The organism is Streptomyces longisporus (assembly GCF_039532765.1).
GTDB classification, from domain to species: Bacteria; Actinomycetota; Actinomycetes; order Streptomycetales; family Streptomycetaceae; genus Streptomyces; species Streptomyces longisporus.
The window spans coordinates 771,299-792,825 of sequence record NZ_BAAASG010000002.1 but is presented as its reverse complement, the minus strand read 5'-3'; the positions used below and the strand labels follow the sequence as shown (position 1 = coordinate 792,825).

The following is a 21,527-nucleotide window of genomic DNA, read 5'->3' as shown; positions in this document are numbered from 1 at the left end:
AGATGGTTCTGGAACTGCTCACACGCCCGGCGAGCGCCGCCGTAGGGATCGTGTCGGCCGGTCCCCGGCTGCTCGCCAGGGGGGCCGCTCCCGCCGTGGGTGTCGCCGCCGGAGCGGTCGCAGGCACGGCACGGGCCGGGGTACGGGGCGCGGACGCCGCCGTTCGTGTCGCACGGGTCGCCCGCAACGCCGTACCGCTCACCCCGCATCCCTGGCGGGCCGGATCCCGGGCCCACCTCGCGCTGCGGCCGGCCGAGCCGGACCGGGTACGGCACGCGGGCGGCATGGAACATGCTGCGCGCCGGGTCGCCAAGGCCCTGGCCGAGCGGCCTGACGTGGCCCTCGCGTACTGGGACGGCGGACTGGGGCGGCTCGTGGTGACCGCGACCGAGGAGGCCCTCACCGACCGGGTCGTGGAGAAGGCGACGGAACTCGCGGCCCGGCACGGTCTGGCGCAGACCGACGAGGAGATCGACGACGTCCCGCACCCGGCCGATCCCGCCGGGGTGCGGGCCGCGGCGACGGCGCTCGCGGTGGACGGGGCGGGCATCGCGGCCGCACTGATCGGCTACGGCCTGCGGCTGCCGGCCTCGCCCCGGATGGTGACCGCAATGGTCACCATGGTGCGGGAGAACCCGCGCTTCCGCGGCTGGCTGCGGGCCCGGATCGGCCGGTCCCGCATGGACCTGGCGCTGGCCGTCGCCAACGCGGTGGCCCATGGCGCGGGCCGGACCCCGACGCCCCTGGTCCTCGACGGCGCGCTGCGTGCTCTGCAGCTCGCCGAGACCGTGGCGCGCACGGCCGCGTTCGACGCGGTCCACGACCAGGTCTGCGTGCCCGAGCGGGACAGCATCGCCACGGGGGACCGCTGCCCGCGTCCACCGCTGCGCACCTCACCGGCCCAGGAGTACGCCGAGAAGGCGGAGACGGGCAGTGTGCTCGGCGCCGCTGCCATGCTGTTGATCAAGCACGACGGCAGGGAGGCGGCCGAGGCGGTGCTCGCGGGCTCTCCCAAGGCCGCGCGCTACGGGCCTGCCGCCTTCCACGCCGTCCTGAGCGGCGCGCTGTCCCGTGCGGGCGTGCTGGTGCGGGACACGGAACGGCTGCGGCAGCTGGAGATGGCCGACACGGTCGTCCTGCATCCGAGCGCGCTGCGGGCCCCGGGCGAGGGCGCCGACGCATGGGCCGAGGCCGTACTGGACGTGGCACGGCGCGCCCGGCTGCGGGTGGTGATGGTGGACGACCCGGCCCTTGCCGACTTCACGAGCCTCGTCGACCAGGTGGTGAGCGCCGAGCGGCCGCTCGCCGAGGTGGTGAACGCGCTGCGCGACGAGGGCGCCGTCGTCGTCACGGTCGCCCGGCCGACGGCGTCCGACGAGGACGTCCTGACCGGGCTGCTCGCCGGAGACGTGGCCCTCGCCGTCAGCGACGGTGACAGTGCCGTCCTGTGGGACGCGGACGTCCTGGCCCTGCACGGCCTGGTCGACGTGTGGCGGCTGCTCACCGCGGTCCCGGCCGCACGCGCGGTGGGCCGCAGGTCGCAGACGCTCGCACGGTCCGGTGCCACGCTGTCCGGGCTCCTCGTGACCATCGGCGAATCCCGCCGCGGACGCCCCACCCCATGGCCGGGCCTGCGGCACACACCGGTCGACGTGAGTGCGGCCTGGGCCCTGTTGAGCGGAGCCCGAGCGGCCCTCGCCGTGGCGGCGGCGCGCGCCCCGCACCCCCGGCCGCGCGTGGCCTGGCACGAACTGCGGCCGGCCGAGGTGCGTGACCGGCTGGAGCACGAGACGGAACCGGAGCCGGCCTTCGCCGAGCAGCTCACGGACCGGGCACGCACGGCGATCCGCACCCTGGGCCGGCAGCCCGTGCTCGCGCCGGTCCGCGGGTCCCTGGAGCTCGCCCGGGCCGTGCGCCGCGAACTCGACGACCCGCTGACCCCGGTGCTGGCGGTCGGCTCGGCCGCCGAGGCGATCCTCGGCTCCGTCGTGGACGCCCTGCTGGTGGTCGGCGCGCTCGATCTGAACGCCCTGGTCGGCGGCGTCCAGCGGCTGCGGGCCGAACGGGCGCTGTCCAAGCTGCTGGCCGAGCAGAAACCGAAGGCACGGGTCACGGAGGAGGAGACGTCGGCCGAACCGCACCTCGTGGACGCCGCCAAGCTCAAGCCCGGTGATGTGATCGAGCTCCGGGCCGACGACGTCGTACCCGCCGACGCCCGGATCCTGTGGGCGGACGGCCTGGAGGTGGACGAGTCCGCGCTCACGGGAGAGTCACTGCCGACCGGCAAGGACACCGACCCGGCCCCGCACGCCGCCGTGCCGGACCGGCACTGCATGGTGTTCGAGGGCACCACCCTGGTGGCCGGACGGGCCCGGGCCGTCGTGGTGGACACCGGCGACCGGACCGAGGCCGCCCGGGCCGTCCACCTCGCCGCCCGCACCCCGCCCGCCGCCGGGATGCAGGCCAGGCTGCGGGAGCTCACCAACAAGGAACTGCCGTTGACGCTGGCGGGCGGGGCCGCGGTGACCGCGCTCTCGCTGCTGCGCGGCGCACCCATCCGCCGTGCGGTGAGCGGCGGCGTGGCGGTGGCGGTGGCCGCCGTCCCCGAAGGGCTGCCGCTGGTCGCGACCGTGGCGCAGATGGCGGCCGCACGCCGGCTGAGCAGCCGCGGCGTCCTCGTCCGCACCCCGCGGACCCTGGAGGCCCTGGGCCGGATGGACACCATCTGTTTCGACAAGACGGGCACCCTCACCGAGAACCGGCTGCGCCTGGTGCGGGTGAGCGACGCGGGCGGCACCGCCCATGCGCCGGACGACGAGGCGGCCGACACCACGCTGCGGACCGCGGCCCGCGCGTGTCCCCGGCTGAACGGCGGCACCGAACGGCCTGTGCACGCCACCGACGAGGCCGTCCTGGACGCGGCAGCCCCGGACCCGCAGTGGACCCAGACCGCGGGGCTGCCGTTCGAGGCCGGCCGCGGATATGCCGCCGCCGTCGGCCAGGAGGAGGACGGCGCGCCGCAACTCGTCGTCAAGGGTGCCCCGGAGACCGTGCTCCTGGCCTGCCCCGGTCTGTCCCCGGAAGCCTCGGACGCGGCGCAGGCCCTTGCCCGCGACGGACTGCGCGTACTGGCCGTGGCCCGGCGCCGCCTGGACAGTGCGGACGCGGCCTCGCAGGTCATCGAACAACCCCTGCAGGACCTGGAGTTCACCGGGCTGCTCGCGTTCGCCGACGTACCGCGCGAGACCTCCACCGCCCTGGTCCAGGGCCTGCGTGCGGCCGGCGTACGACCCATCGTGCTGACCGGCGACCACCCGCAGACCGCCCGGGCCATCGCCGCCGACCTGGGCTGGCCGGAGGACACCGGCGTGGTCACGGGCGACGAACTGGCGTCCGCGGACCGGGAGGCGCGCGCCCGGATGCTGCGTGACATGGGTGTCGTGGCCCGGGTGGCGCCCGAGCAGAAGCTCCAGGTCGTCGAGGCGCTGCGGGACGCGGGCCGGGTGGTCGGCATGGTCGGCGACGGCGCCAACGACGCGGCGGCCATCCGCGCCGCCGACATCGGCGTGGGCATCAGCGCCCGCGGCTCGGCGGCCGCCCGCAACGCCGCCGACCTGGTTCTGACCGTCGACGACCTCACGGTCCTGATCGAGGCGGTCGCCGAAGGGCGGGCCCTGTGGCACAGCGTCGCCGACGCCACCACCATCCTGATCGGCGGCAACGCGGGCGAGGTGGGCTTCGGCATCCTGGGCACGCTGCTGTCGGGCGCGGCGCCCCTGTCCACCCGTCAGATGCTGCTGGTGAACCTGCTCACGGACCTGTTCCCGGCGATGGCGGTGTCGGTGACACCGCAGGCGGCGGGGGACCGGCAGCCCGGCTCGTCGGAGGCCGCGAACGGCGCCGAAGGGACCGAGCCGCTGGGTACCTCACTCCTCGGCGCCCCCCTGGTGCGCAAGATCCGTCACCGTGCCCTCACCACCACCCTGGGTGCGACCACGGCCTGGCTGTTCGGCCGCTTCACACCGGGCACGGCGCGCCGCTCCGCCACGATGGCACTGTGCGCCCTCGTCGGCACCCAGCTCGCGCAGACGCTGGTCGACCGCCGCAACAGCCCGCTGGTGGCGGCCACCGCCCTCGGCTCGGCGGCCGCCCTGTTCGTCGTCGTGGAGACCCCGGGCGTCAGCCAGCTCTTCGGCTGCACCCCGCTCGGCCCGCTCGCCTGGACCGGCGTCGCCGCGGCGATCGCGGTCGCGGTGGCCGGCCAACGGGCGGTGCCGCACGTGGAGCGCGCGGTGCTCCGCCATGTGCCGGCCTGGAGGCGGTGAGGGGGGCGCTCAGACGGATCGGTGGTACTGGTCGGGCACGTGCACATCGCCGCCGAGTTCCCGTGCGGCGTGCCGTGCCCACGACGGGTTGCGCAGCAGTTCCCGTCCGAGCAGCACCGCGTCCGCCTCCCCGTTGGCGAGGATCTTCTCGGCCTGCTCGGCATCGGTGATGAGCCCGACCGCGGCGACCGGCATCGTCGTCTCGGCCTTCACCCGGGCGGCGAAGGGAACCTGGTAGCCGGGGCCGACGGGAATCCGGACGCCCGACGCGTTGCCGCCGGTGGACACGTCGACCAGGTCGATGCCGTGGGCCTGGAGGTCGGCGGCGAAGCGGACGGTGTCGTCGGCCGTCCAGCCACCCTCCTCCAGCCACTCGGTGGCCGAGATGCGGAAGAACAGCGGCTTGTCGTCCGGCCACACCTCCCGTACGGCGTCCACGACTTCGAGGGCGAAGCGGGTGCGGTTCTCGTACGAGCCGCCGTAGGCGTCGGTGCGGTGGTTGGAGTGCGGGGAGAGGAACTCGTTGATCAGATAGCCGTGCGCGCCGTGGATCTCGGCGACCTCGAAACCGGCGGCCAGCGCCCGGCGGGCGGCGTCCGCGAACCGGCCCACGATCTCCTGGATCTGATCAGTGGTCAGCTCGCTCGGCACGGGGTGCCTGTCGTCGAACGGGACCGCGCTCGGCGCGAACGCCTGCCACCCGTGTGCGTCCGCACCGACCGGTGCGCCGCCCTTCCAGGGCCGGTCGGTCGAGGCCTTGCGGCCGGCGTGTGCAAGCTGGATTCCCGGCACCGTGCCCTGTGAGACGAGGAAGCGCGTGATCCGGCGGAAGGCCTCGACCTGGGTGTCGTTCCAGATACCGAGGTCGTACGGGGAGATGCGGCCCTCGGGTGAGACGCCGGTGGCCTCGACGATGATCAGCCCGGTGCCGCCGGCCGCGCGCGCCGCGTAGTGCGCGAAGTGCCAGTCGTTCGGCGCACCGGTCTCCGGGCCCTCGGGGGCGGCCGAGTACTGGCACATCGGGGGCATCCAGACCCGGTTCGGGATGGTCACATCGCGCAGGGTGAAGGGCTGGAAAAGGGCGCTCATGGGGAGCTGCTCCGTTCTCGCGGGACCGAAGGACGGCTCGTACGATAGGCATCGTAGTACGGGAGATGTCAAACTACGATGCCTCTCGTACAATGGGTGGCGTGAGTACCACCGCCCCTGCCACCGCCGGCCGTGATCTGCCGCACCCCGCGCGTACCGAGATCCGGCTGGAGGCCGTGCTGCACGCACTCTCCGACCCGATGCGGCTGCAGATCGTGCGGGAGCTCGCCGCCGAGCGCGACGAGCTCACGTGTTCGCACTTCGACCTGCCGGTCACCAAGTCCACGTCCACGCACCACTTCCGGGTGCTGCGCGAGGCGGGGGTGGTCCGGCAGTGCTACCGGGGCACGGCCAAGATGAACGGCCTGCGCCGGGAGGACCTAGACGATCTCTTCCCGGGGCTGCTCGACAGCCTGCTCTCCGCCGCCGCTCGGCAGGCCGTCCGTCTCGGCGGCTGAAGTCGCCTTCGAGGGAAGGTGGTTGAAGAGCAGGTTCAGCAGGATCGCCGTCAGACAGCCCGCGCTGATGCCGCTGTTCATCACCGTCTGGAACCAGTCCGGGAACTTCGCGTAGACCGTCGGGACGCCGACCGGCAGCATGCCCACGGCCACCGACACCGCCACGACGGTGAGGTTGTGGTTGTCCTTGAAGTCGACCTGGGCGAGGGTCCTCAGACCGCTCGCGGCGACCGTCCCGAACATCACCAGACCCGCCCCGCCCAGCACCGGCGCGGGTATCGCCGCGACCACGGCGCCCAGTTTGGGCAGCAGGCCGAGCAGCACCAGGATGCCGCCCGCGGTGGCCACCACCCAGCGGCTGCGCACCCGGGTCATGCCGACGAGGCCCACGTTCTGCGCGTACGCCGTGTACGGGAAGGTGTTGAAGACGCCGCCCAGCACGGTCGACAGACCGTCGGCCCGCAGACCGTCCGCCAGCGAGCGCGCCTCCACCTTCCGTCCGGTCATCTCGCCGACGGCGATCAGGTCACCGGTCGTCTCGGTCATCGTCACCAGTGCCACCACCAGCATGGAGACGATCGCCGAGGCGTGGAAACTGGGCGTTCCGAAGTGGAACGGCGTGCTGATGCCGAGCCAGTGGGCGTCGCCGACCCCGCCGAAGTCCGTGAACCCGAAGGGGATCGCCACCGCCAGACCCACCGCGATGCCGATCAGTACCGCGATCCGGCTGAGGAACGCCGGCGCGAACCGCTGCACGCCCAGCACCACCGCCAGCACGAAGGCGGCCAGGGCCAGGTTCTTCGGCTCCCCGAAGTCCTTCGCACCGACCCCGCCCGCGGCCCAGTTGCCCGCGACCGGCAGCAGCGACAGCCCGATGATCAGGATGACGGTCCCGGTGACCAGCGGCGGGAAGAAGCGCAGCAGCCTGCCGAAGACCGGAGCGAGCAGCACGATCGCAAGCCCCGCGACGATCACCGAGCCGTAGATCGCGGGCAGGCCGCCGCCCGTCGTCCCGATGAGCACCATCGGCGACACGGCAGCGAACGTACAGCCCTGCATGATCGGCAGCCGCACCCCGAAGCGCCAGAACCCCACGCACTGGATGAGCGTCGCGATACCGCACACCAGCAGATCCGCGGTGATCAGATACGCCAGGTCCGCGGGCGACAGTTTCATCGCACCGCCCACGATCAGCGGCACCGCCACCGCGCCCGCATACATCGCGAGCACGTGCTGCAGGCCGAAGGCGGCCAACTGCCGTACGGGTGGGACCTCGTCGACGGGATGGACGGGGGTGGTCGTGGCCATGGGCACTCCAGAGCGGCGGCGAGCAGGAGGGGTACATCCGAACAGCACGAGACCGTAAAGGGCTTGAACAGTTTGTTGATGTCTACGGTGTTGCCGATGTGTGTCCTGCCCACCGGGCACCGTTCGACTCTGCTACGGCACCTGCTGCGAACCCGCCGCCCGCGCCGCAGCCAGCAGCGACTCCCAGTCCGCCAGCTTGACGACACCGCGCCCGAGCGAGGCCCCGAGCGTCGCTTCGGCCCGCTCGATGGCCTGCCACCCCGCCCATGACACCGGTTCGATTCCCTCCGCGCGCAGCGCCGCGACCGGATCCTCCGCAAGCTCCTTGCGTACGAGCACGGGGGCGTCCTCGAGCAGCGACAGCACCGTTTCCTTGGCGCACGGACGGTTGGTGCCGATGACGCCCGTCGGGCCGCGCTTGATCCAGCCGGCCACGTACTCGCCCGGCGCGACCACGCCCGCGCGCAGCACGCGGCCGGCCAGATGCGGCACGGTGCCGCTCGCCGCGTCGAAGGGCAGCCCCTCCAGCGGCACCCCGCGATAGCCCACCGAACGGAGCACCAGCTGCGCCTCGATGTCCTCGTAGCGCCCCGTCCCCGTCACGCCGCCCTGCCCGTCGGGCGCCGTCCGCTCGAAGCGCACCGCGCCCACGCGTCCCCCGTCGGCGAGCAGTTCGACGGGGCGCAGGAAGAAGCGCAGCCGGATACGGCGCGGGGCGTCCTTGGGCGGCGCCGCGGCCCAGCCGCGCAGCACGTCCACATTGCGGCGCGGGACCGCCGACAGCGCGGCAGGATCCACGTAACCCGGATCGAGCGCCAACTCCGCCGGACCCACCAGGAGTTCGGTGTCCGGAAGACCGCCCAGCTCGCGCAGTTCCTTGGTGGTGAAGCGGGCCTGGGAGGGGCCGCGGCGGCCCACCATGTGGATGTCGGCCACCCGGCTCGCGGCCAGCGAGCTGAGCGCCGCCTGCGGCATGTCGGTCGGGCTCAGCTCCGCCGGACCCCGGGCCAGCATCCGTGTGACGTCCACCGCGACGTTCCCCACGCCGATGACCACGGCCGACCGGGCACCGCGTACGAAACCGTCGTCGGCGGAGTCCGGATGGGCGCTGTACCAGGACACGAACTCCGTCGCCGACCAGCTGCCCGGCAGGTCCTCGCCCGGGATCCCCAGATGGCGGTCGGTGGCGGCACCCACGCAGTACACGACCGCGTGGTACAGCTCGCGCAGCCGGGCGGCCGGAAGCCCGCCGGGGCCGATCCGGACGCCGCCGAGAAACCGCACCCGCTCGTGCTCCAGCACCGTACGCAGGTTGTTCTGCAGTGACTTGATCTTCTCGTGGTCCGGTGCGACGCCGTAGCGCACCAGGCCGTAGGGGCACGGCAGCCGGTCCAGGACGTCGACGAGCACCCCGGAGTCGAGCTGGACGAGGTTCTGGGCGGTGTAGACCCCGCTCGGCCCGGAACCGACGACGGCGACACGCAACACGGCGGAACTCCTTACGAGAGGAGATCGCTGACGGCTCCAGCATCGCACCGCCGGTGCTCCGCTGACAGGGTGCAGGCGCGGTACCGACGTGCGTGTCCACCCTTGCTGAATGTGATCAAGTGGTTACGTTCCGCGTGTGCTAGACGCATCCTTTCTTAATCTTTCTGATCGTTGTCCGACGGACGGCACGGTGTCCGTATGGCCCGCGTGGGAAGTGCGGGAGGACGAGCGCGCCACCTCGTGGTTCACCGTCCGGCTTGCGTTCACCGACGGTGCCCGGATCGACGCGCTCGCCGTGGTCTGCGAGGGCTGTGCCTCGCTGGAGGAGGTCCGCTCCCAGCCGGCCCTGTCCCTGCACGACCTCGCGGAACTCGCCGAGTGGATCGAGGAGCCGCTCTTCCGGGCGTGCGGCCCCGGGACGGATCCGGCCGTCGCTGGTGACGGACCCGCGGTGCCTCGGCGGGCCCGTCCCGCGTGGCCCTCGGGAGTCGAGGGCCGCTGGCTCGTCGCCCAGGAGTACCGCGCGGCACAGGAAGGGGGCTTCGACCCCGTCCTCGCGGTGATGTGCGCGACCGGCCACAGCCGCCGCAAGTCACTCAGGCTGATCTCGCAGGCACGCGACTCGGGCTTTCTGTCGCCCCGTCACGCGCGGCGCTGACCGGTCTCGGGCCCGGGCTCCTCACCGGTCGCGAAAAACCTCGAAAGATCCGTCTCGCACGTCGCGCCGGAGGCCGCTTCGGCGTCCGGCGGCACGCCCATCGCCCAGTCGAGCCGGTAGCGCTCGAACAACTCGGCCCGCAGGGTCGTGATCGGCATCGGCACGTTCGGCAGCACCATCGCATAGACGGCGCCCATCAGCAGGGAACGCAGCAACGGGTAGTCCACGTCGACGTCCTGTGCCCCGTTCCGGGCGACGACGTCCCGCAGCACCTCGGCGAGGCGCTGCTGCTCCGGGCACTGCACGAAGCCCTCCGCCTGCAGCAGCCCCGCCATGTGCTGGCGCATCAGCACGGGCCGGTCCCGGGCCAGCCGCAGAATCGCGTCGATGGCCCGCGCCATCCGCTCCCGGCCGTCCTCGGTGCGCGGCTCGCGCTCCACCGCCTCCTCCAGTGTGCGATGCATCAACCGGTGCACCGCGGACTGCACGAGCTGGCGTTTTCCCGGGAAGTAGTACGACACGAGGCCGCGCGCGGAGCCCGCTCTGTCGGCGATGTCGCCGAGGGTCGTCGCCTCGTAGCCGTGCTCGCCGACGAGTTCGACGGCGGCCTGGAGGAGCCGCTCCCGGGAACGTCTCCGCAACTCTTCATTGACCGAGGCGCTGCGCGGGGACATGCTGTAACTCCTGCGTTGACTGGCTGCCAGCCAACTATACTCAGAACGTCCTGATCGGAGCTCCATAGGGGCTGGTCAGGGCTGCCGTCTGCTTCGGGCGACGCGGGGGATCGTCCGAGGCGGGCGGCCTCCTCGCCCTGAAGGTGTCCTCAGGCTACTTTCCGGGCCGGTCGTACGTAGGCGGAGGCCCGGGACATGGAACAGGACCAGCAGATTCTGGCAAGAATCACGGAGATGGTCGAGGACGAGCGCAAGTTGCGTGAGTCCCTGGCGTCCGGCGAGATCGACGGCGCGACGGAACAGCAGCGGCTCGGGGTGCTGGAACGCGAACTCGACCAGTGCTGGGACCTGTTGCGGCAGCGGCGCGCCAAGGTCGAGTTCGGGGAGAACCCGGACGACGCGCAGGTACGGCCCTCCTCGCAGGTGGAGGGCTATCAGGGCTGACCGGGCGGCCCGGCGGTCAGCCGGCCAGCTCCAGTACCGGCCGCAGCCCGTCCGGCCGCTCGGCCGCCGGCAGATGGTCCACCAGGTGCACCCGGCACCCCAGGGCCGCCGCGCCGCCGTCCGCCCGCCGGTCGTCGCCGACCATCAGGGTCTCCCGCGGATCGGCCTCGAGCGCCTTGCAGGCCACCGCGAACAGCCGCGGGTCGGGCTTCTGGATGCCGTGCTCGTACGACAGGACGTACGCGTCGACATACCGGTCGAGGCCGTGCTCGCGGAAGACCGGGCGCAGATCCCAGCCGATGTTGCTGACCACGCCGATGCCGATCCCGCGCTCGCGCAGCGCGGACAGCACCTCGGTGGCGTCGGGGTACGGGGTCCAGGCGGCCGGCGTCTTGTGCCGGTCGTACAGCGCGTCGTGCAATCGCGGGTCGGGGAGCGCCACTTGGCGGGAGAGCCCGGTATAGGCGGCCCGGTGCAGTTCGGCGCTCTGGTCCCGGATCCGCCACACCTCGGCCAGTTCTTGGGGCAGTTGCGCCGGATTCGCCCCGCCGGGCAGGGCTCCCGCCACCTCCAGTGCCTTCGCCGCCTGCACCAACTCGGGCTCCGGCAGCGTGATGTCGGCGTCGTCCAGCACCGCCCGCAGCCAGGACGCGGTGGACTCGATGCGGAAGAGGGTGCCGGAGAAGTCGAACAGGACAGCCGTCATGAGTGGATCTTACGTTGATGGACCAGCACGGCCAGCGCCACCAGCATCGCCCCCAGCAGCCAGCCGCCCACCACGTCGGAGGGCCAGTGCACGCCCAGCCATACGCGCGTCAGCCCCACCCCTAGCACCGAGACCACCCCCACGGCCAGCGCCGTACGCCATACGGCGCGGCCGGGGCCGTGGCGGTGCAGGAGCCACAGCAGGAGGCCGCAGACGACCGTGGCGGTCATCGCGTGACCCGAGGGAAAGGCCGCGTAACTCGCCGAGTCGACGGGGTCGGACCAGACCGGGCGCGGGCGGTCGACCGCGGCCTTGAGGGTCTGTTGCAGCAGGCTGCCCAGCGCGCAGGTGACCGCCAGCCACAGCGCCGTCCACCACGCCGAGCGCCGCCAGGCCAGCCACACGACGGCGACCGCGCACACCAGACGCATCGTCCAGGGGTCCCAGACCCAGTCCGTCAGGATCCGGAAGGCGTGGGTGAGGCCGGATTCGTCGACGGCCCAGCGGTGCGTGGTGCGGGCGATGTCGCCGTCGACGCTGAGCAACGGGTGCCACTTGAGGACGACCAGGGTGAGCAGCAGCGCGGAGCACAGCGTCAGGGCGGCCGCGGCGCGGGTGGTGGTGCGGTGGTCCGGCGGGCGGGGCGGGGACTCGACGGGCGCGGAATGCATGCAGTCGATCCTCGCCGACCGACGGGGTGCGAGGCCAATGCCCGTGGTCGCGCGGCCCCGCGTCAGAGCGTGATCAGCATCGCCACCATCGCGATCCCCATCGACAGCCGGCAGGCACGCGCCAGCTCCGGACGGTCGCCCCAGCCCACCGACCCGCCGCCGGCCGTGGCCGCGCCGGGCATCAGCCGGACGCCGGCCAGCAGCACGAATCCCGTGAAGTAGAGCAGCAGTACCCCCGTCACCAGAGGGACTCCGCCCGAACCCCCGTGCCCGGCATGGTGTCCCGGGGTGGCCGCCATCACGACCGCCATGTACACCATGGCCGAGGCGCCCACCAGGTGGTGCAGATGGTGCGCGTTCGTCCGCGCCGCCCACAGGGCGCGCAGCGCGGCGGCGCCGAAGACGGCCGCGTAGCCGGGCCAGGCCCAGGTCGGCGGGCTGAACGCCGCCGCCGGTACGGCCATGGCGGCCATGCCGAAGCCCATCAGCGCCTCGCCGCCCGCGGCCCGGCGCTGCTCCTCGACCGTGCTGCGCATCCGCAGCAGACAGTAGGCCCCGGCCGCCGCACACACCGCGACCAGCAGCCAGCCGGGCGAAGCCGGTCCGTGCACGCGCACCTCCCCGCTCGACGGTGTCGACAGTCGGTGGTTGCCCGCAGCACGCGGCGCGCACGCAAGCGCAAGGATGTACACGGGGAGCATTCGCGGGAGCACAACAGGTGAGCGAGGATCGTTGAAAATCCTTTACTAGTAAAACACCTGCTAAGCTCATGGACCATGAACCGTGCGACCCCCGCCTCCGCCACCCCGCGTGTCCGCCGTCTCCCGCTGGCCGGTGTGCTGCGGGTGGGCCGTCCCGCGGACATCTGGTTCAAGCCCGCACTGAGCGTGGTCGCCTCGGTCGCGCCGCCCAATCTGGCGCTGCTGGCCCTCGGCCGGCTCGACCTGGCGATGTACACGATGGCCGGGTCGCTGTCCGCGCTGTACGCGCACCACCGTCCCTACGCCGCCCGGGCCCGCACGCTGGCCCGGGTGGTCCTCGGCATGGTCGGCGGTCTCGCCGTGTCCCTGGTCGCCGCCTCGCTCACCCACAGCGCCGTTGTGCTGGTCACGATCGGTGCGCTGCTGGCCGCCGTGCAGAAGGCGGTGTGCGACGCGACCCGCATCGGCCCGCCCGGCAATGTCGTCCCGACCTTCATCACCTCCGCGTCCCTCTTCGCCCCGCAGACCCTCGCCCAGATCCCCGCCCACCTCGCGCTGGCGCTCACCGCGGGCGGCTGGGCCTGGGTGGTCGGCATGGCGCCCGGGCTGCTGCGCCCGCACGGACCGGAGCGCCGGGCCACCGCGGCCGCGTTGAGGGCCGCCGCCGCTCATGCCGTCACCCGGGGCGCCGGCGGCGGCCACGCCCGGACCCGTGCCGCGGCGGCCGCCGCCGTCCAGGCTGCCTGGCAGTCGCTCCTGGCTGGTCGTGACACCCGCACCCGGCGCGCCCTCGAACGCCTCGTCGTCCGCGCCGAGGTCGCCCTCGCCGCCCCCGCCGACGCCGACCCCGAGCAGCTGCGCGCCTGGGCCAGCGAGCTGACCGGGACCGGACCCGTCCCGGTGGTCCACGACCCGGCGGCCACCGCCGAACTCCTCGGCGTGGACGCCGAACTCGCCATCCTGCCCCGCCCGTTGCGGCAGCGGCTCGCCCCGCTCACCCCGATCGCCGTACGCACCGCCCTGGGCTGCGCCCTCGCCGGCTACGCCGCCCTCGCCCTCGGGACCGGCCGCCCCTACTGGGCCCTGGTCACCGCCGCCTCCCTCTACCAGGCCAACCTCGCCCTCACCTGGAGCCGGGGCGTCCAGCGCGTCGTCGGCAACCTCGTCGGCGTGCTGCTCTTCGCCGTCGTCGTTCCGCTCGCCCACCTCGGCCCGGCGGCCCTCGTGCTGTGCTGCCTCGCCTTCAACTTCGGCGCCGAGGCCCTGATGGGCCGCAACTACTGGCTCGGCAGCGTCTGTGTGACCCCGATGGCCCTGCTCATCACCGAGTTCACCCGGTTCCAGGAGCCGACGGAGCTGATCACCGAACGGGTCGTGGACACCCTCGTGGGCGCCCTGGTCGGCTTCCTCGCCGCCGTCGCCGTCACCAACCGCCGTGCGGGCAGCCGCGTCGAGCAGGCGCTTGCCGCCGCCGAGCGCGCCCGCGAGCACACCGCCCGCCTGCTGGCCGAGCCCGCCCCCGCACCCGCCGCCCTGGAGGCCGCCCGCCGCTCCCTCGCCGCCTCCCTGGCCGATCTGCGCGCCACCGTCGACGCCGCGTCCGGCGAGTGGTGGCAGCGCGCCCTGCCCCAGGAGCGGGTCGTGCACGCCGAGCAGGCCGGACACCGTACGCTCGCGGCGACGGCAAGAGCCTGTGGCTGGACCCCGGCCGCCCGGTAGGGGGTCCAGCCACAGGCTCTGAGACACCAGGGACTGCACCGGAGCGCGAGAGCGGAGGGCGTACGGCCATGACGGCAGCGAACGGACGGCAGGCGGAGGCGACCAGGGGTGAGGACACCGTCTCCGCGGTCGTCCGGCAGTGGCAGGCCGTCCACCCCGACCTCGACACGGGCCCCATGGAGATCATCGGCCGTATCAACCGCTGTGCCGCCCTGCTCCAGCAGGCCGAGGACGCCCCGCTGCGCCGGGCCGGCCTCAGCCGCCCCGAGTTCGACCTGCTCGGCGCGCTGCGCCGCACCGGCCACGAACTGACCCCCGGCGAACTCGCCCGCGAGACCTTCTCCTCGGGCGCCGCCGTCACCAAGCGCCTCAAGCAGCTCACCGAGCGCGGCCTGGTCGAGCGCCGCGGCGACACCCGCGACCGGCGCGTCGCCCACCTCCGCCTCACGGACGCCGGCCGCGATCTCGTCGACGGCATCCTCCCCGAGCAGCTGGCCTACGAGACCTCCGTACTGGCCGTGCTGGATCCGCAGGGGCAGGGCGAACTGGCCGGGCTGCTGGGCGAGTTGCTCGGCCGGCTCGAGGGCCGCCTCGGCGCGCTGCGCGCCTGAACCCCGCTGAACGGCCGCCTCCGGAACTTTCGGAGGCCGTGTGCCCGTTGACGTGATCTACACCGACTCCCTACGTTCGACCAGGCCGGTTCGGATCACCGACTGGCGTACGACATGCCGAACGAGAGGGTGATGCCGTGACAGCCGAAACGCTCACCGTCGATCTGGGCACGGAGACAGGCCCCTTCCACCGGCGGCGCGAGCGGCACGCTCTACGGCCTGTACGGCGACGGTGTGCCCAGTCGCGCCGTCGTTGAGGGCATGTACGTCCGCACGGTCACCACCAAGGCCCAGGACGGCATCCAGCACCCCGGCGCCGACGCTCTGGAGATCCTGCCGTCCTTCGTCGCGGCGGGCGGCAAGGACGTCTACGTCTACCTGACCGACATCCACCGCGGCTTCCCCTACGAGTGGCCGGGCGCCACCGGCGAGGAACGGCTCACCGCCTACCTGGCGGACATCCGCCGCCAGGTCGCCCAGGTGCAGACGCTGGGCGCGCTCAAGTCCCATGTCGTGTACGTGCCGTTCAACGAGCCCGAGGGCAACATGTTCGGCACGGGGGAGTGGAGCTACGACCAGGTCTCCTGGCACACCGAGCCGGGCCCCTACTTCGCGGCCTGGCAGCAGGCGTACCACCTCATCAAGGGCCTGGACCCGGAGGCACGCATCGCAGGCCCGAACACCTGCATCCTCTACCCGGAGGTGCGCGGCTTCCTGGAGTTCGCGCGCGAGCACGGCGTGCTCCCCGACGTGATCACCTGGCACGAGCTGTCCTCGCCGGACGAGGTCCGCAGGAACGTCGCCAAGTACCGGGAACTGGAACGGGAGTTGGGCATCGGCCCGCTGCCCGTCAACCTCAACGAGTACGCGCACAACTACCATCTGTCCGTCCCCGGGCAGATGATCCAGTGGATCGCCGCGATCGAGGAGTCCAAGGTCGACGGCGACATGGCGTACTGGAACATCGCCGGCAATCTCAACGACTCGGCGGTCGAGGCCAACAAGGGCAACGGCCAGTGGTGGCTGTTCAACGCCTACGGACAGCTGTCCGGCAACACGGTCCAGGTCACCGCACCGCACCCCGACGTCCAGTACACGCTCCAGGGCGTCGCCACCCTCGACCGGCTCAAACGGCAGGCCCGCGTGCTGTTCGGCGGCGCGGGCGGCGCGGCGGACCTCGTGCTCCAGGGCGTCGACGCGGACGTGTTCGGCACGACCGTCCACGTACGCCTCCAGGAGATCGCCTGGAGCGGCCAGGTCGGCGCGAGTGCCCAGCCCTTGCGGTTGCTCGACGCCGCGCTGCCCGTGGTGGACGGCCGGGTGACGCTGGCGCTCACCGACCTGGACGAAATGTCCGCCTACCAGTTGATCGTGGCCCCCGGCGGCCACGGCGCCGCCCTGCTGCCGCCCGCGGCGGGCCGGAGGCTGACCTACGAGGCCGAGGACGCCACGTACACCGGGGACGGCTGCGTCAAGCACGGACCCGAGGGATCCCTTTCCGAGGTCGACAAGTTCGCGACCTCCGGCGGCTATCACATCGGCGGCCTGCGCACCGGCTCCGACGGTGTGCTCGCCTTCGATGTCGAGGCCCCGCAGGACGGGACGTACGACCTGCGGGTCTTCGCCAATTCGCACAACCTGGCCGAGCTGGTGCGCGAGAACGGCCCCACCAACGTCTTCCTGCGCGTCGACGGCAAGGACGCGCGCGAACTGCGGCTGCCGCTCGGCTACAAGTGGGCGGTGTGGGGTCACAGCGACACCGAGGTCGAACTGACCGCCGGCCCGCACCGGATCACCCTCGCCGCGCAGGACCCCGACCTCGGCACGACCCAGGGGGACGCGGTCGTCGACAAACTGGACCTCGTCCTGCGCGACGGCCAGGAGGCCCTGTACGAGGCCGAGTTCGCCGCCCTCGACGCGGGCGCACGGGTGAGCTACGCCAACCCCGGCGCCTCCGGTCCCGGCGCCGCCGTGCTCCCGCGAGGCGGCACCGTCACCTTCTGGGTGCATGCCGCCGACGACGGCGAGGCGACGGTCACCGTCGACCTGCTCGGCCCCGGCGAGGGCCTGCTCACGGTCAACGGCGAGGAGCTCGGACGCGTACAGCGAGGCGCCGTCCCGCTCTTCCTGGCCGGCGGCATCAACAAGGTCACGGTCACCGGGACGTCGGACCGCCTGGTCGTGGACCGGCTGCGCGTCGCCCCCTCCCGCTCACTGCTGCCCGCGTACGTGTCCGCCGCCGAGGAAGGCGTCCTGACCGGCACCGCAAGGGTGACGGGCCGCTCGTACGCCACCGGTGGCAAGGCCGTCGACGGCATCGGCGCCGGCCCCGACAACGCGCTCACCCTGACGGTGACGGCCGAGCGCGCCGGACGCCACGCGCTCACCATCCGCTACTCCAACGGCGAGCAGGCACCCGCCACCCACTACAACCCCGACCCGGTGTGCCGCCACGCGGACATCTCCGTCAACGGCGCCGCCCCGGAGCGCGTCCTGTTCCCCACCACCTTCCACTTCAACAACTTCTGGAACCTCTCCGTCCCGGTGACCCTCCTTCAGGGCAGCAACACGCTCACCTTCACCGCCGACGAACTCCCCGACTTCGACGGCCACACCAAGAACGCTTACGGTCAGCGCTCGGCGTACGCCCCGGTCATCGACCAGGTGACGGTGACACCGCTTGCGGGGCCCGATCGTGACGGGCACGAGGAAGAGGCCTGATGCTGGAGTTCACGTTCGCAGGCCGGGTGATCGAGTGGCGCGGCCCGGCGCCCTACTACTACCTGCCCGTGCCCGAGGAGGAATCCGCGGAGATCCATGAGATCGCGGCCATGGCCAGCTACGGCTGGGGCGTGATCCCCGTGGCCGCGCGAATCGGCGAGGTCGACTTCGAGACCTCGCTGTTCCCCAAGGACGGTGGCTATCTGCTGCCGCTGAAGGCCGCCGTCCGGGCGCCCCGGCAGATCACCGCCGGCGACGAGATCACCGTCGAGATGACCGTACGGCTCCCGCACTGATCAGTGCTCGTCGCCCGCCCGGTACACGCCGAACACCGCCGCCTGCCGATCCCGCAGCACCGCGATCCGCGGCCCGTCCGGCACCGAAGTGGGCTCCATGAGGACGGTGCCGCCCGCCCGTGTCGCCGTGGCCGCGCAGGCGTCCACGTCGGCCACCGCGAAGTACGGCAGCCAGTGTGGCGGCACCTCGGGCGGGAACTTCTCGTCCATGCGCACCATGCCGCCGAAGTCCGCGCCGTCGATGCCCCATTGCGGGTACTGCTCCGAAGCGCTGACGCTCCAGCCGAACACCGTCGTGTAGAAGCTCTCGGCCCGCTCGGGCGCCCGGGTCAGCAGCTCCACCCAGCCGAGCGAGCCGGGCGCGTTGAACAGTCCGGCACCCGGGAAGGCCAGCGCCTGCCACAACTGGAAGGCGGCGCCCGCCGGATCGAGCGCCACCGCGAAGCGGCCCACGTCGAACACGTCCATCGGGCCCAGCAGAACCGTCCCGCCGGCCGCGGTCACCTCCGCGGCGGCGGCATCCGCGTCCGCCACCGCGAACGACACGTTCCATGCGACGGGCTGCGACTCCTGGTACAGCGGGGTCAGCGCGGCGACCGCGGCGTCCCCGAGGTGCGCGACCGTGTATCCGCCCGCCTCCTGCCGCGGATCCGTCTCGCTGCGCCAGCCGAACAGCTCCGCGTAGAACCGCTTGGCAGCCGCGAGGTCGCTGCTAAGCCCGGCCCCGCCCTCCGGCCATCCGACCGAACCCCTCGGCCCCGGCGCCGGCCCCGACCTCCCGCATGCCCGCGCCCACGGTGCGCCACTCTCGGTCAGCCTCCCCCTTGAACTCATCAGGCAACAAGACCACCGAACTGAAATTCCGGACATAAGGGTCGATAATTTGCTTCAGATCTGCGGAGAGTGGAGCGACATTGATCCGCGTACTGCTCGTCGAGGACACCCGCCTCGTGCGGGGAGCCTTCGCCGCCCTTCTCTCTCGTGAGGACGACATGGAGGTCGTCGCGGAGGCCGCAGGCGACGGCGAGGTGCTGGCGCGGGCGCTGATGTGCCGCCCCGACGTGGCCGTGATCGACGTCGACTCCGAGAAGGGCGAGGAACTCGCCCTGCGGGGCGAGCTGAAGCGGTGGCTGCCCGAGTGCCGAGTGCTGCTGATGATGGCCTCGACCACACCGGCGCGGCTGCGGCGGATGCTCGATCTGCGCGCCGCCGGGGTGATCAGTACGAACGCTCCGGCGGACAGACTGGTCCATGGCATCCGCAAGCTGGTCAGGGGTCAGCGGTTCATCGACCCCGAGTTCGCGCTGGCCGCGCTCGACGCGGGAGCGAACCCGCTGACCCCGCGGGACGTGGAGATCCTGCGGCTGACCGCCGACGGCATCCCCGCCCGGGAGGTCGCCGAACGGCTGTCGTTGTCCGTGGCCACGGTCCGCAACCATCTGTCGGCGATCACCAGGAAGATCGGCGGACGCACCCGGATCGACGCCATCCGGATCGCCAGGGAGTCGGGCTGGGTGTGACCACCCCGGAGTCGGAGCGGGCGGTGGCCGCCGCCGGGCCGGGTTCTCACCGCTCCCCGAGGCGCGCACCGGCACGTCGGCGAGGCGCCCGAGCCCTGCCTGCGGTTCGAGCAGCGCCGCGCTCAGCGGCGACCGAACCTCCCTGCGGACCGCGGGACACGGCGGTACCGGCAGGCGTTCCGAGCCGTCAGATCCCCGGCCGATAGCGGATCGGATGGTCCGCCGGCACCTCGACCAGCACGATCCGTGTCCCGTCCGGATCCGCGATCCACATCTCGATCAGCCCCCACGGCTCTGTCACCGGCGGCCGTACGATCTCGACGCCCTTGGCCCGCAGCTCCTCGTGCGCCGCGGCCGCGTCCTCGACCTGCAGCCACAACCGGACGGCGGGGGAGGGCGGGGTCTGGGAGCGGCCCGAGACCTCCAGGAAGCCGCCACCGAGGAAGTAGACGGTGCCGCGCTGCGGCCCCGTACCGAACTCGCGGTAGACGGCGAGGCCCAACTGCTCGCCGTAGAACGTGCGGGATCGCTCTGGATCGCTCGGCTGGAGAAGGGTCCGGCTGCTGAGAACGTGCACCATGCACCCGGAGCCTAGTGGCAGGGTTACCCTCGTCCCTGCCTGTGCCGAGCCAGAAAACGGGAGTGACGCCCATGGAGACCACCGCCGCCGGACTGACCTTCCGCGACGCCACCGACGCCGACGTCGACGTGCTGGTCGCGCTGATCGAGTCGGCGTACCGCGGGGACTCCAGCCGGGCCGGATGGACCACCGAGGCGGACATCCTGCAAGGGCAGCGCACCGACCCGGAGGGCGTGCTCGCCGTCATCAAGTCGCCCGACAGCCGTCTGCTGACGGTCGAGCGGGACGGCGCCGTGGTCGCCTGCTGCCAGCTCGAACACCGCGGGGACCACGCCTACTTCGGGATGTTCGCGGTCAGCCCGCAGCTGCAGGGCGCGGGCCTCGGCAAGGTGATCATCACGGAGGCGGAGCGCGTGGCGCGCGAGAGCTGGGGCGTGCGCGAGATGCACATGACCGTGATCTCCGTGCGAGGCGACCTCATCGCCTGGTACGAGCGCCGTGGTTACCGCCGTACGGGAAAGATGACGCCGTTCCCGTACGGCGACGAGCGCTTCGGCATTCCGCAGCGCGACGACCTGCAGTTCGAGCTGCTGGTCAAGGAGCTGGTCTGAGCCTCAGGCCGTGAAGCGGCCGGTGCGCTTGATCTCCGGGTAGTCGGTGGTGGCGCCGTCCAGCTGCAGCGCCCGGACGAGCCGCAGATGGTCCTGGGTGTTCACCACCCAGCCGATGATCCTCAGGTCCGCCTTGCGGGCCTGCTCCACGATCTCCAGGGTGAGGCGGCGGATGTTGAGGCAGACGGTCGCGGCACCGGCCTCCACGGCGCGCTCCACGATGTCGGTGCCGTAGCGGCTGCCGATCAGCGCGGTCCGTACGCCCGGCACCAGGCGGGTGATCTCGGCGATGGCCTCGTCGTGGAACGAGGACACCTCGACCCGGGCGACCAGGTCCCGTTTGAGCATGACCTCGGCCAGCGCGCGTGCCGCGGCGATGTCCTTGATCTCGGCCTGCAGCGGTGCCCGCACGGCTTCGAGGACCTCCTCGAAAACGGGGACGCGCTCGCCGCGACCCGCGTCCAGGGCGCGCAGCTCGGAGAGGGTCTTCTCGGCGATCGGGCCGGTGCCGTCGGTCGTGCGGTCCACGTCGGCGTCGTGCATGACGACGAGGGCGCCGTCCTTGCTCAGATGCAGATCGAGTTCGATCACGTCGAGCCCGGCGTGCTGGGCGGCGACGAAGGAACGGAGGGTGTTCTCGGGCTCGGTACCCATGACTCCGCGATGACCGATGGTAAGGAAGTTCAAGGTTCAACTCGCTTCCGTCGACGGCGGCTCGGCTCCGCGCGCGGACCGGAGCGGACGGCCGCGCGGGCAGAGCCGCAGCCTAATGGCCCGGCCCGGCGATGAACCCGCGCGTACACGGGGTATCGGCGTGCCGCCGGGCGCGGGCCTGGCCTGTACCCGTCGGGGATCACCCGGGCGTGGGCGAGTCCTTCCGGCATTGACCGGTGGCCGGTTTCGACGCTCCGCCGCCGGGTAGCCGCGCGATACCCAAATGTCTGCCG

The 21,527-nt window shown here is 72.5% G+C and carries 19 protein-coding genes and 1 pseudogene; 10 read left to right on the top strand and 10 right to left on the bottom strand.

From position 1 onward, the window contains the following. Positions 1–2: 2 nt before the first annotated feature. On the top strand, positions 3–4,325 hold the full coding sequence (locus ABD355_RS05160; RefSeq protein ID WP_344398840.1) for a cation-translocating P-type ATPase: 4,323 nt from the start codon (positions 3–5) through the stop codon (positions 4,323–4,325). 9 nt (positions 4,326–4,334) lie between these two features. Here ABD355_RS05160 and ABD355_RS05155 read toward each other — a convergent pair whose 3' ends face one another. Beyond that, positions 4,335–5,414, bottom strand: coding sequence for an NADH:flavin oxidoreductase/NADH oxidase (locus ABD355_RS05155; RefSeq protein WP_344398839.1), 1,080 nt, complete (start codon positions 5,412–5,414; stop codon positions 4,335–4,337). 92 nt (positions 5,415–5,506) lie between these two features. On the opposite strand from ABD355_RS05155, the gene ABD355_RS05150 reads away from it, so the two are divergent. Continuing rightward, positions 5,507–5,872, top strand: a complete 366-nt coding sequence (locus ABD355_RS05150) for an ArsR/SmtB family transcription factor (protein WP_344398838.1) — start codon at positions 5,507–5,509, stop codon at positions 5,870–5,872. Here the strand turns inward: ABD355_RS05150 and ABD355_RS05145 are convergent. Continuing rightward, positions 5,795–7,180 carry a nucleobase:cation symporter-2 family protein gene (locus tag ABD355_RS05145; RefSeq protein WP_344398837.1) on the bottom strand — a complete coding sequence of 462 codons (1,386 nt, stop codon included), beginning with the start codon at positions 7,178–7,180 and terminating at the stop codon, positions 5,795–5,797. The genes ABD355_RS05150 and ABD355_RS05145 overlap by 78 nt on opposite strands. Before the next feature lie 132 nt (positions 7,181–7,312). Beyond that, complete coding sequence (locus ABD355_RS05140) at positions 7,313–8,668, bottom strand: FAD-dependent oxidoreductase (RefSeq protein WP_344398836.1); 1,356 nt, start codon at positions 8,666–8,668, stop codon at positions 7,313–7,315. 190 nt (positions 8,669–8,858) lie between these two features. On the opposite strand from ABD355_RS05140, the gene ABD355_RS05135 reads away from it, so the two are divergent. Beyond that, positions 8,859–9,326, top strand: coding sequence for a DUF6214 family protein (locus ABD355_RS05135; protein WP_344398835.1), 468 nt, complete (start codon positions 8,859–8,861; stop codon positions 9,324–9,326). On the opposite strand, the gene ABD355_RS05130 is transcribed toward ABD355_RS05135, so the two are convergent. Next, on the bottom strand, positions 9,311–10,000 hold the full coding sequence (locus ABD355_RS05130) for a TetR/AcrR family transcriptional regulator (RefSeq protein WP_344398834.1): 690 nt from the start codon (positions 9,998–10,000) through the stop codon (positions 9,311–9,313). The genes ABD355_RS05135 and ABD355_RS05130 overlap by 16 nt on opposite strands. Before the next feature lie 195 nt (positions 10,001–10,195). On the opposite strand from ABD355_RS05130, the gene ABD355_RS05125 reads away from it, so the two are divergent. Then, positions 10,196–10,444: a DUF2630 family protein gene (locus tag ABD355_RS05125; RefSeq protein WP_344398833.1), complete on the top strand. Its 249-nt coding sequence runs from the start codon at positions 10,196–10,198 to the stop codon at positions 10,442–10,444. Positions 10,445–10,460: 16 nt separating this feature from the next. Here ABD355_RS05125 and ABD355_RS05120 read toward each other — a convergent pair whose 3' ends face one another. The 3 genes from ABD355_RS05120 to ABD355_RS05110 form a co-directional block, all read right to left on the bottom strand. After that, positions 10,461–11,150, bottom strand: a complete 690-nt coding sequence (locus ABD355_RS05120) for an HAD family hydrolase (protein WP_344398832.1) — start codon at positions 11,148–11,150, stop codon at positions 10,461–10,463. Continuing rightward, the gene (locus ABD355_RS05115; protein WP_344398831.1) at positions 11,147–11,821 is read right to left on the bottom strand and encodes a phosphatase PAP2 family protein; all 675 of its coding nucleotides are present in this window, start codon (positions 11,819–11,821) and stop codon (positions 11,147–11,149) included. Before ABD355_RS05115 ends, ABD355_RS05120 begins: the two co-directional genes overlap by 4 nt. Positions 11,822–11,883: 62 nt before the next feature. Beyond that, entirely contained in the window at positions 11,884–12,432 is a 549-nt protein-coding gene (locus tag ABD355_RS05110) for a DUF5134 domain-containing protein (RefSeq protein ID WP_344398830.1), read from the bottom strand. A 165-nt stretch (positions 12,433–12,597) separates the two neighbouring features. Between ABD355_RS05110 and ABD355_RS05105 the strand changes: the two genes are divergently transcribed. The 4 genes and pseudogenes from ABD355_RS05105 (at position 12,598) to ABD355_RS05090 (ending at position 17,869) form a co-directional block, all read left to right on the top strand. Then, a complete protein-coding gene (locus ABD355_RS05105; protein ID WP_344398829.1) occupies positions 12,598–14,241 on the top strand; it encodes an FUSC family protein in 1,644 nt (547 codons plus the stop codon). A 68-nt stretch (positions 14,242–14,309) separates the two neighbouring features. Next, entirely contained in the window at positions 14,310–14,852 is a 543-nt protein-coding gene (locus ABD355_RS05100; RefSeq protein ID WP_344398828.1) for a MarR family winged helix-turn-helix transcriptional regulator, read from the top strand. Between the two features lie 137 nt (positions 14,853–14,989). Next, positions 14,990–17,573 (top strand): annotated as a pseudogene (locus ABD355_RS05095) (cellulosome protein). A gap of 2 nt (positions 17,574–17,575) precedes the next feature. Beyond that, the gene (locus tag ABD355_RS05090) at positions 17,576–17,869 is read left to right on the top strand and encodes a DUF1905 domain-containing protein (RefSeq protein WP_344399046.1); all 294 of its coding nucleotides are present in this window, start codon (positions 17,576–17,578) and stop codon (positions 17,867–17,869) included. Here the strand turns inward: ABD355_RS05090 and ABD355_RS05085 are convergent, their stop codons facing one another. After that, positions 17,870–18,703, bottom strand: coding sequence for a VOC family protein (locus ABD355_RS05085; protein WP_344398827.1), 834 nt, complete (start codon positions 18,701–18,703; stop codon positions 17,870–17,872). It abuts the gene before it with no gap. Positions 18,704–18,783: 80 nt separating this feature from the next. Between ABD355_RS05085 and ABD355_RS05080 the strand changes: the two genes are divergently transcribed. Continuing rightward, positions 18,784–19,389: a response regulator transcription factor gene (locus ABD355_RS05080; RefSeq protein ID WP_344398826.1), complete on the top strand. Its 606-nt coding sequence runs from the start codon at positions 18,784–18,786 to the stop codon at positions 19,387–19,389. Positions 19,390–19,576: 187 nt separating this feature from the next. Here ABD355_RS05080 and ABD355_RS05075 read toward each other — a convergent pair whose 3' ends face one another. Then, positions 19,577–19,969, bottom strand: coding sequence for a VOC family protein (locus tag ABD355_RS05075; RefSeq protein ID WP_344398825.1), 393 nt, complete (start codon positions 19,967–19,969; stop codon positions 19,577–19,579). Between the two features lie 71 nt (positions 19,970–20,040). Here ABD355_RS05075 and ABD355_RS05070 point away from each other — a divergent pair, with 71 nt between their 5' ends. Then, positions 20,041–20,580 (top strand): GNAT family N-acetyltransferase, encoded by a 540-nt coding sequence (locus ABD355_RS05070; RefSeq protein ID WP_344398824.1) that lies wholly within the window; start codon positions 20,041–20,043, stop codon positions 20,578–20,580. Between the two features lie 3 nt (positions 20,581–20,583). Here ABD355_RS05070 and ABD355_RS05065 read toward each other — a convergent pair whose 3' ends face one another. Then, positions 20,584–21,267, bottom strand: a complete 684-nt coding sequence (locus ABD355_RS05065) for a glycerophosphodiester phosphodiesterase (protein ID WP_344398823.1) — start codon at positions 21,265–21,267, stop codon at positions 20,584–20,586. Positions 21,268–21,527 lie beyond the last annotated feature (260 nt).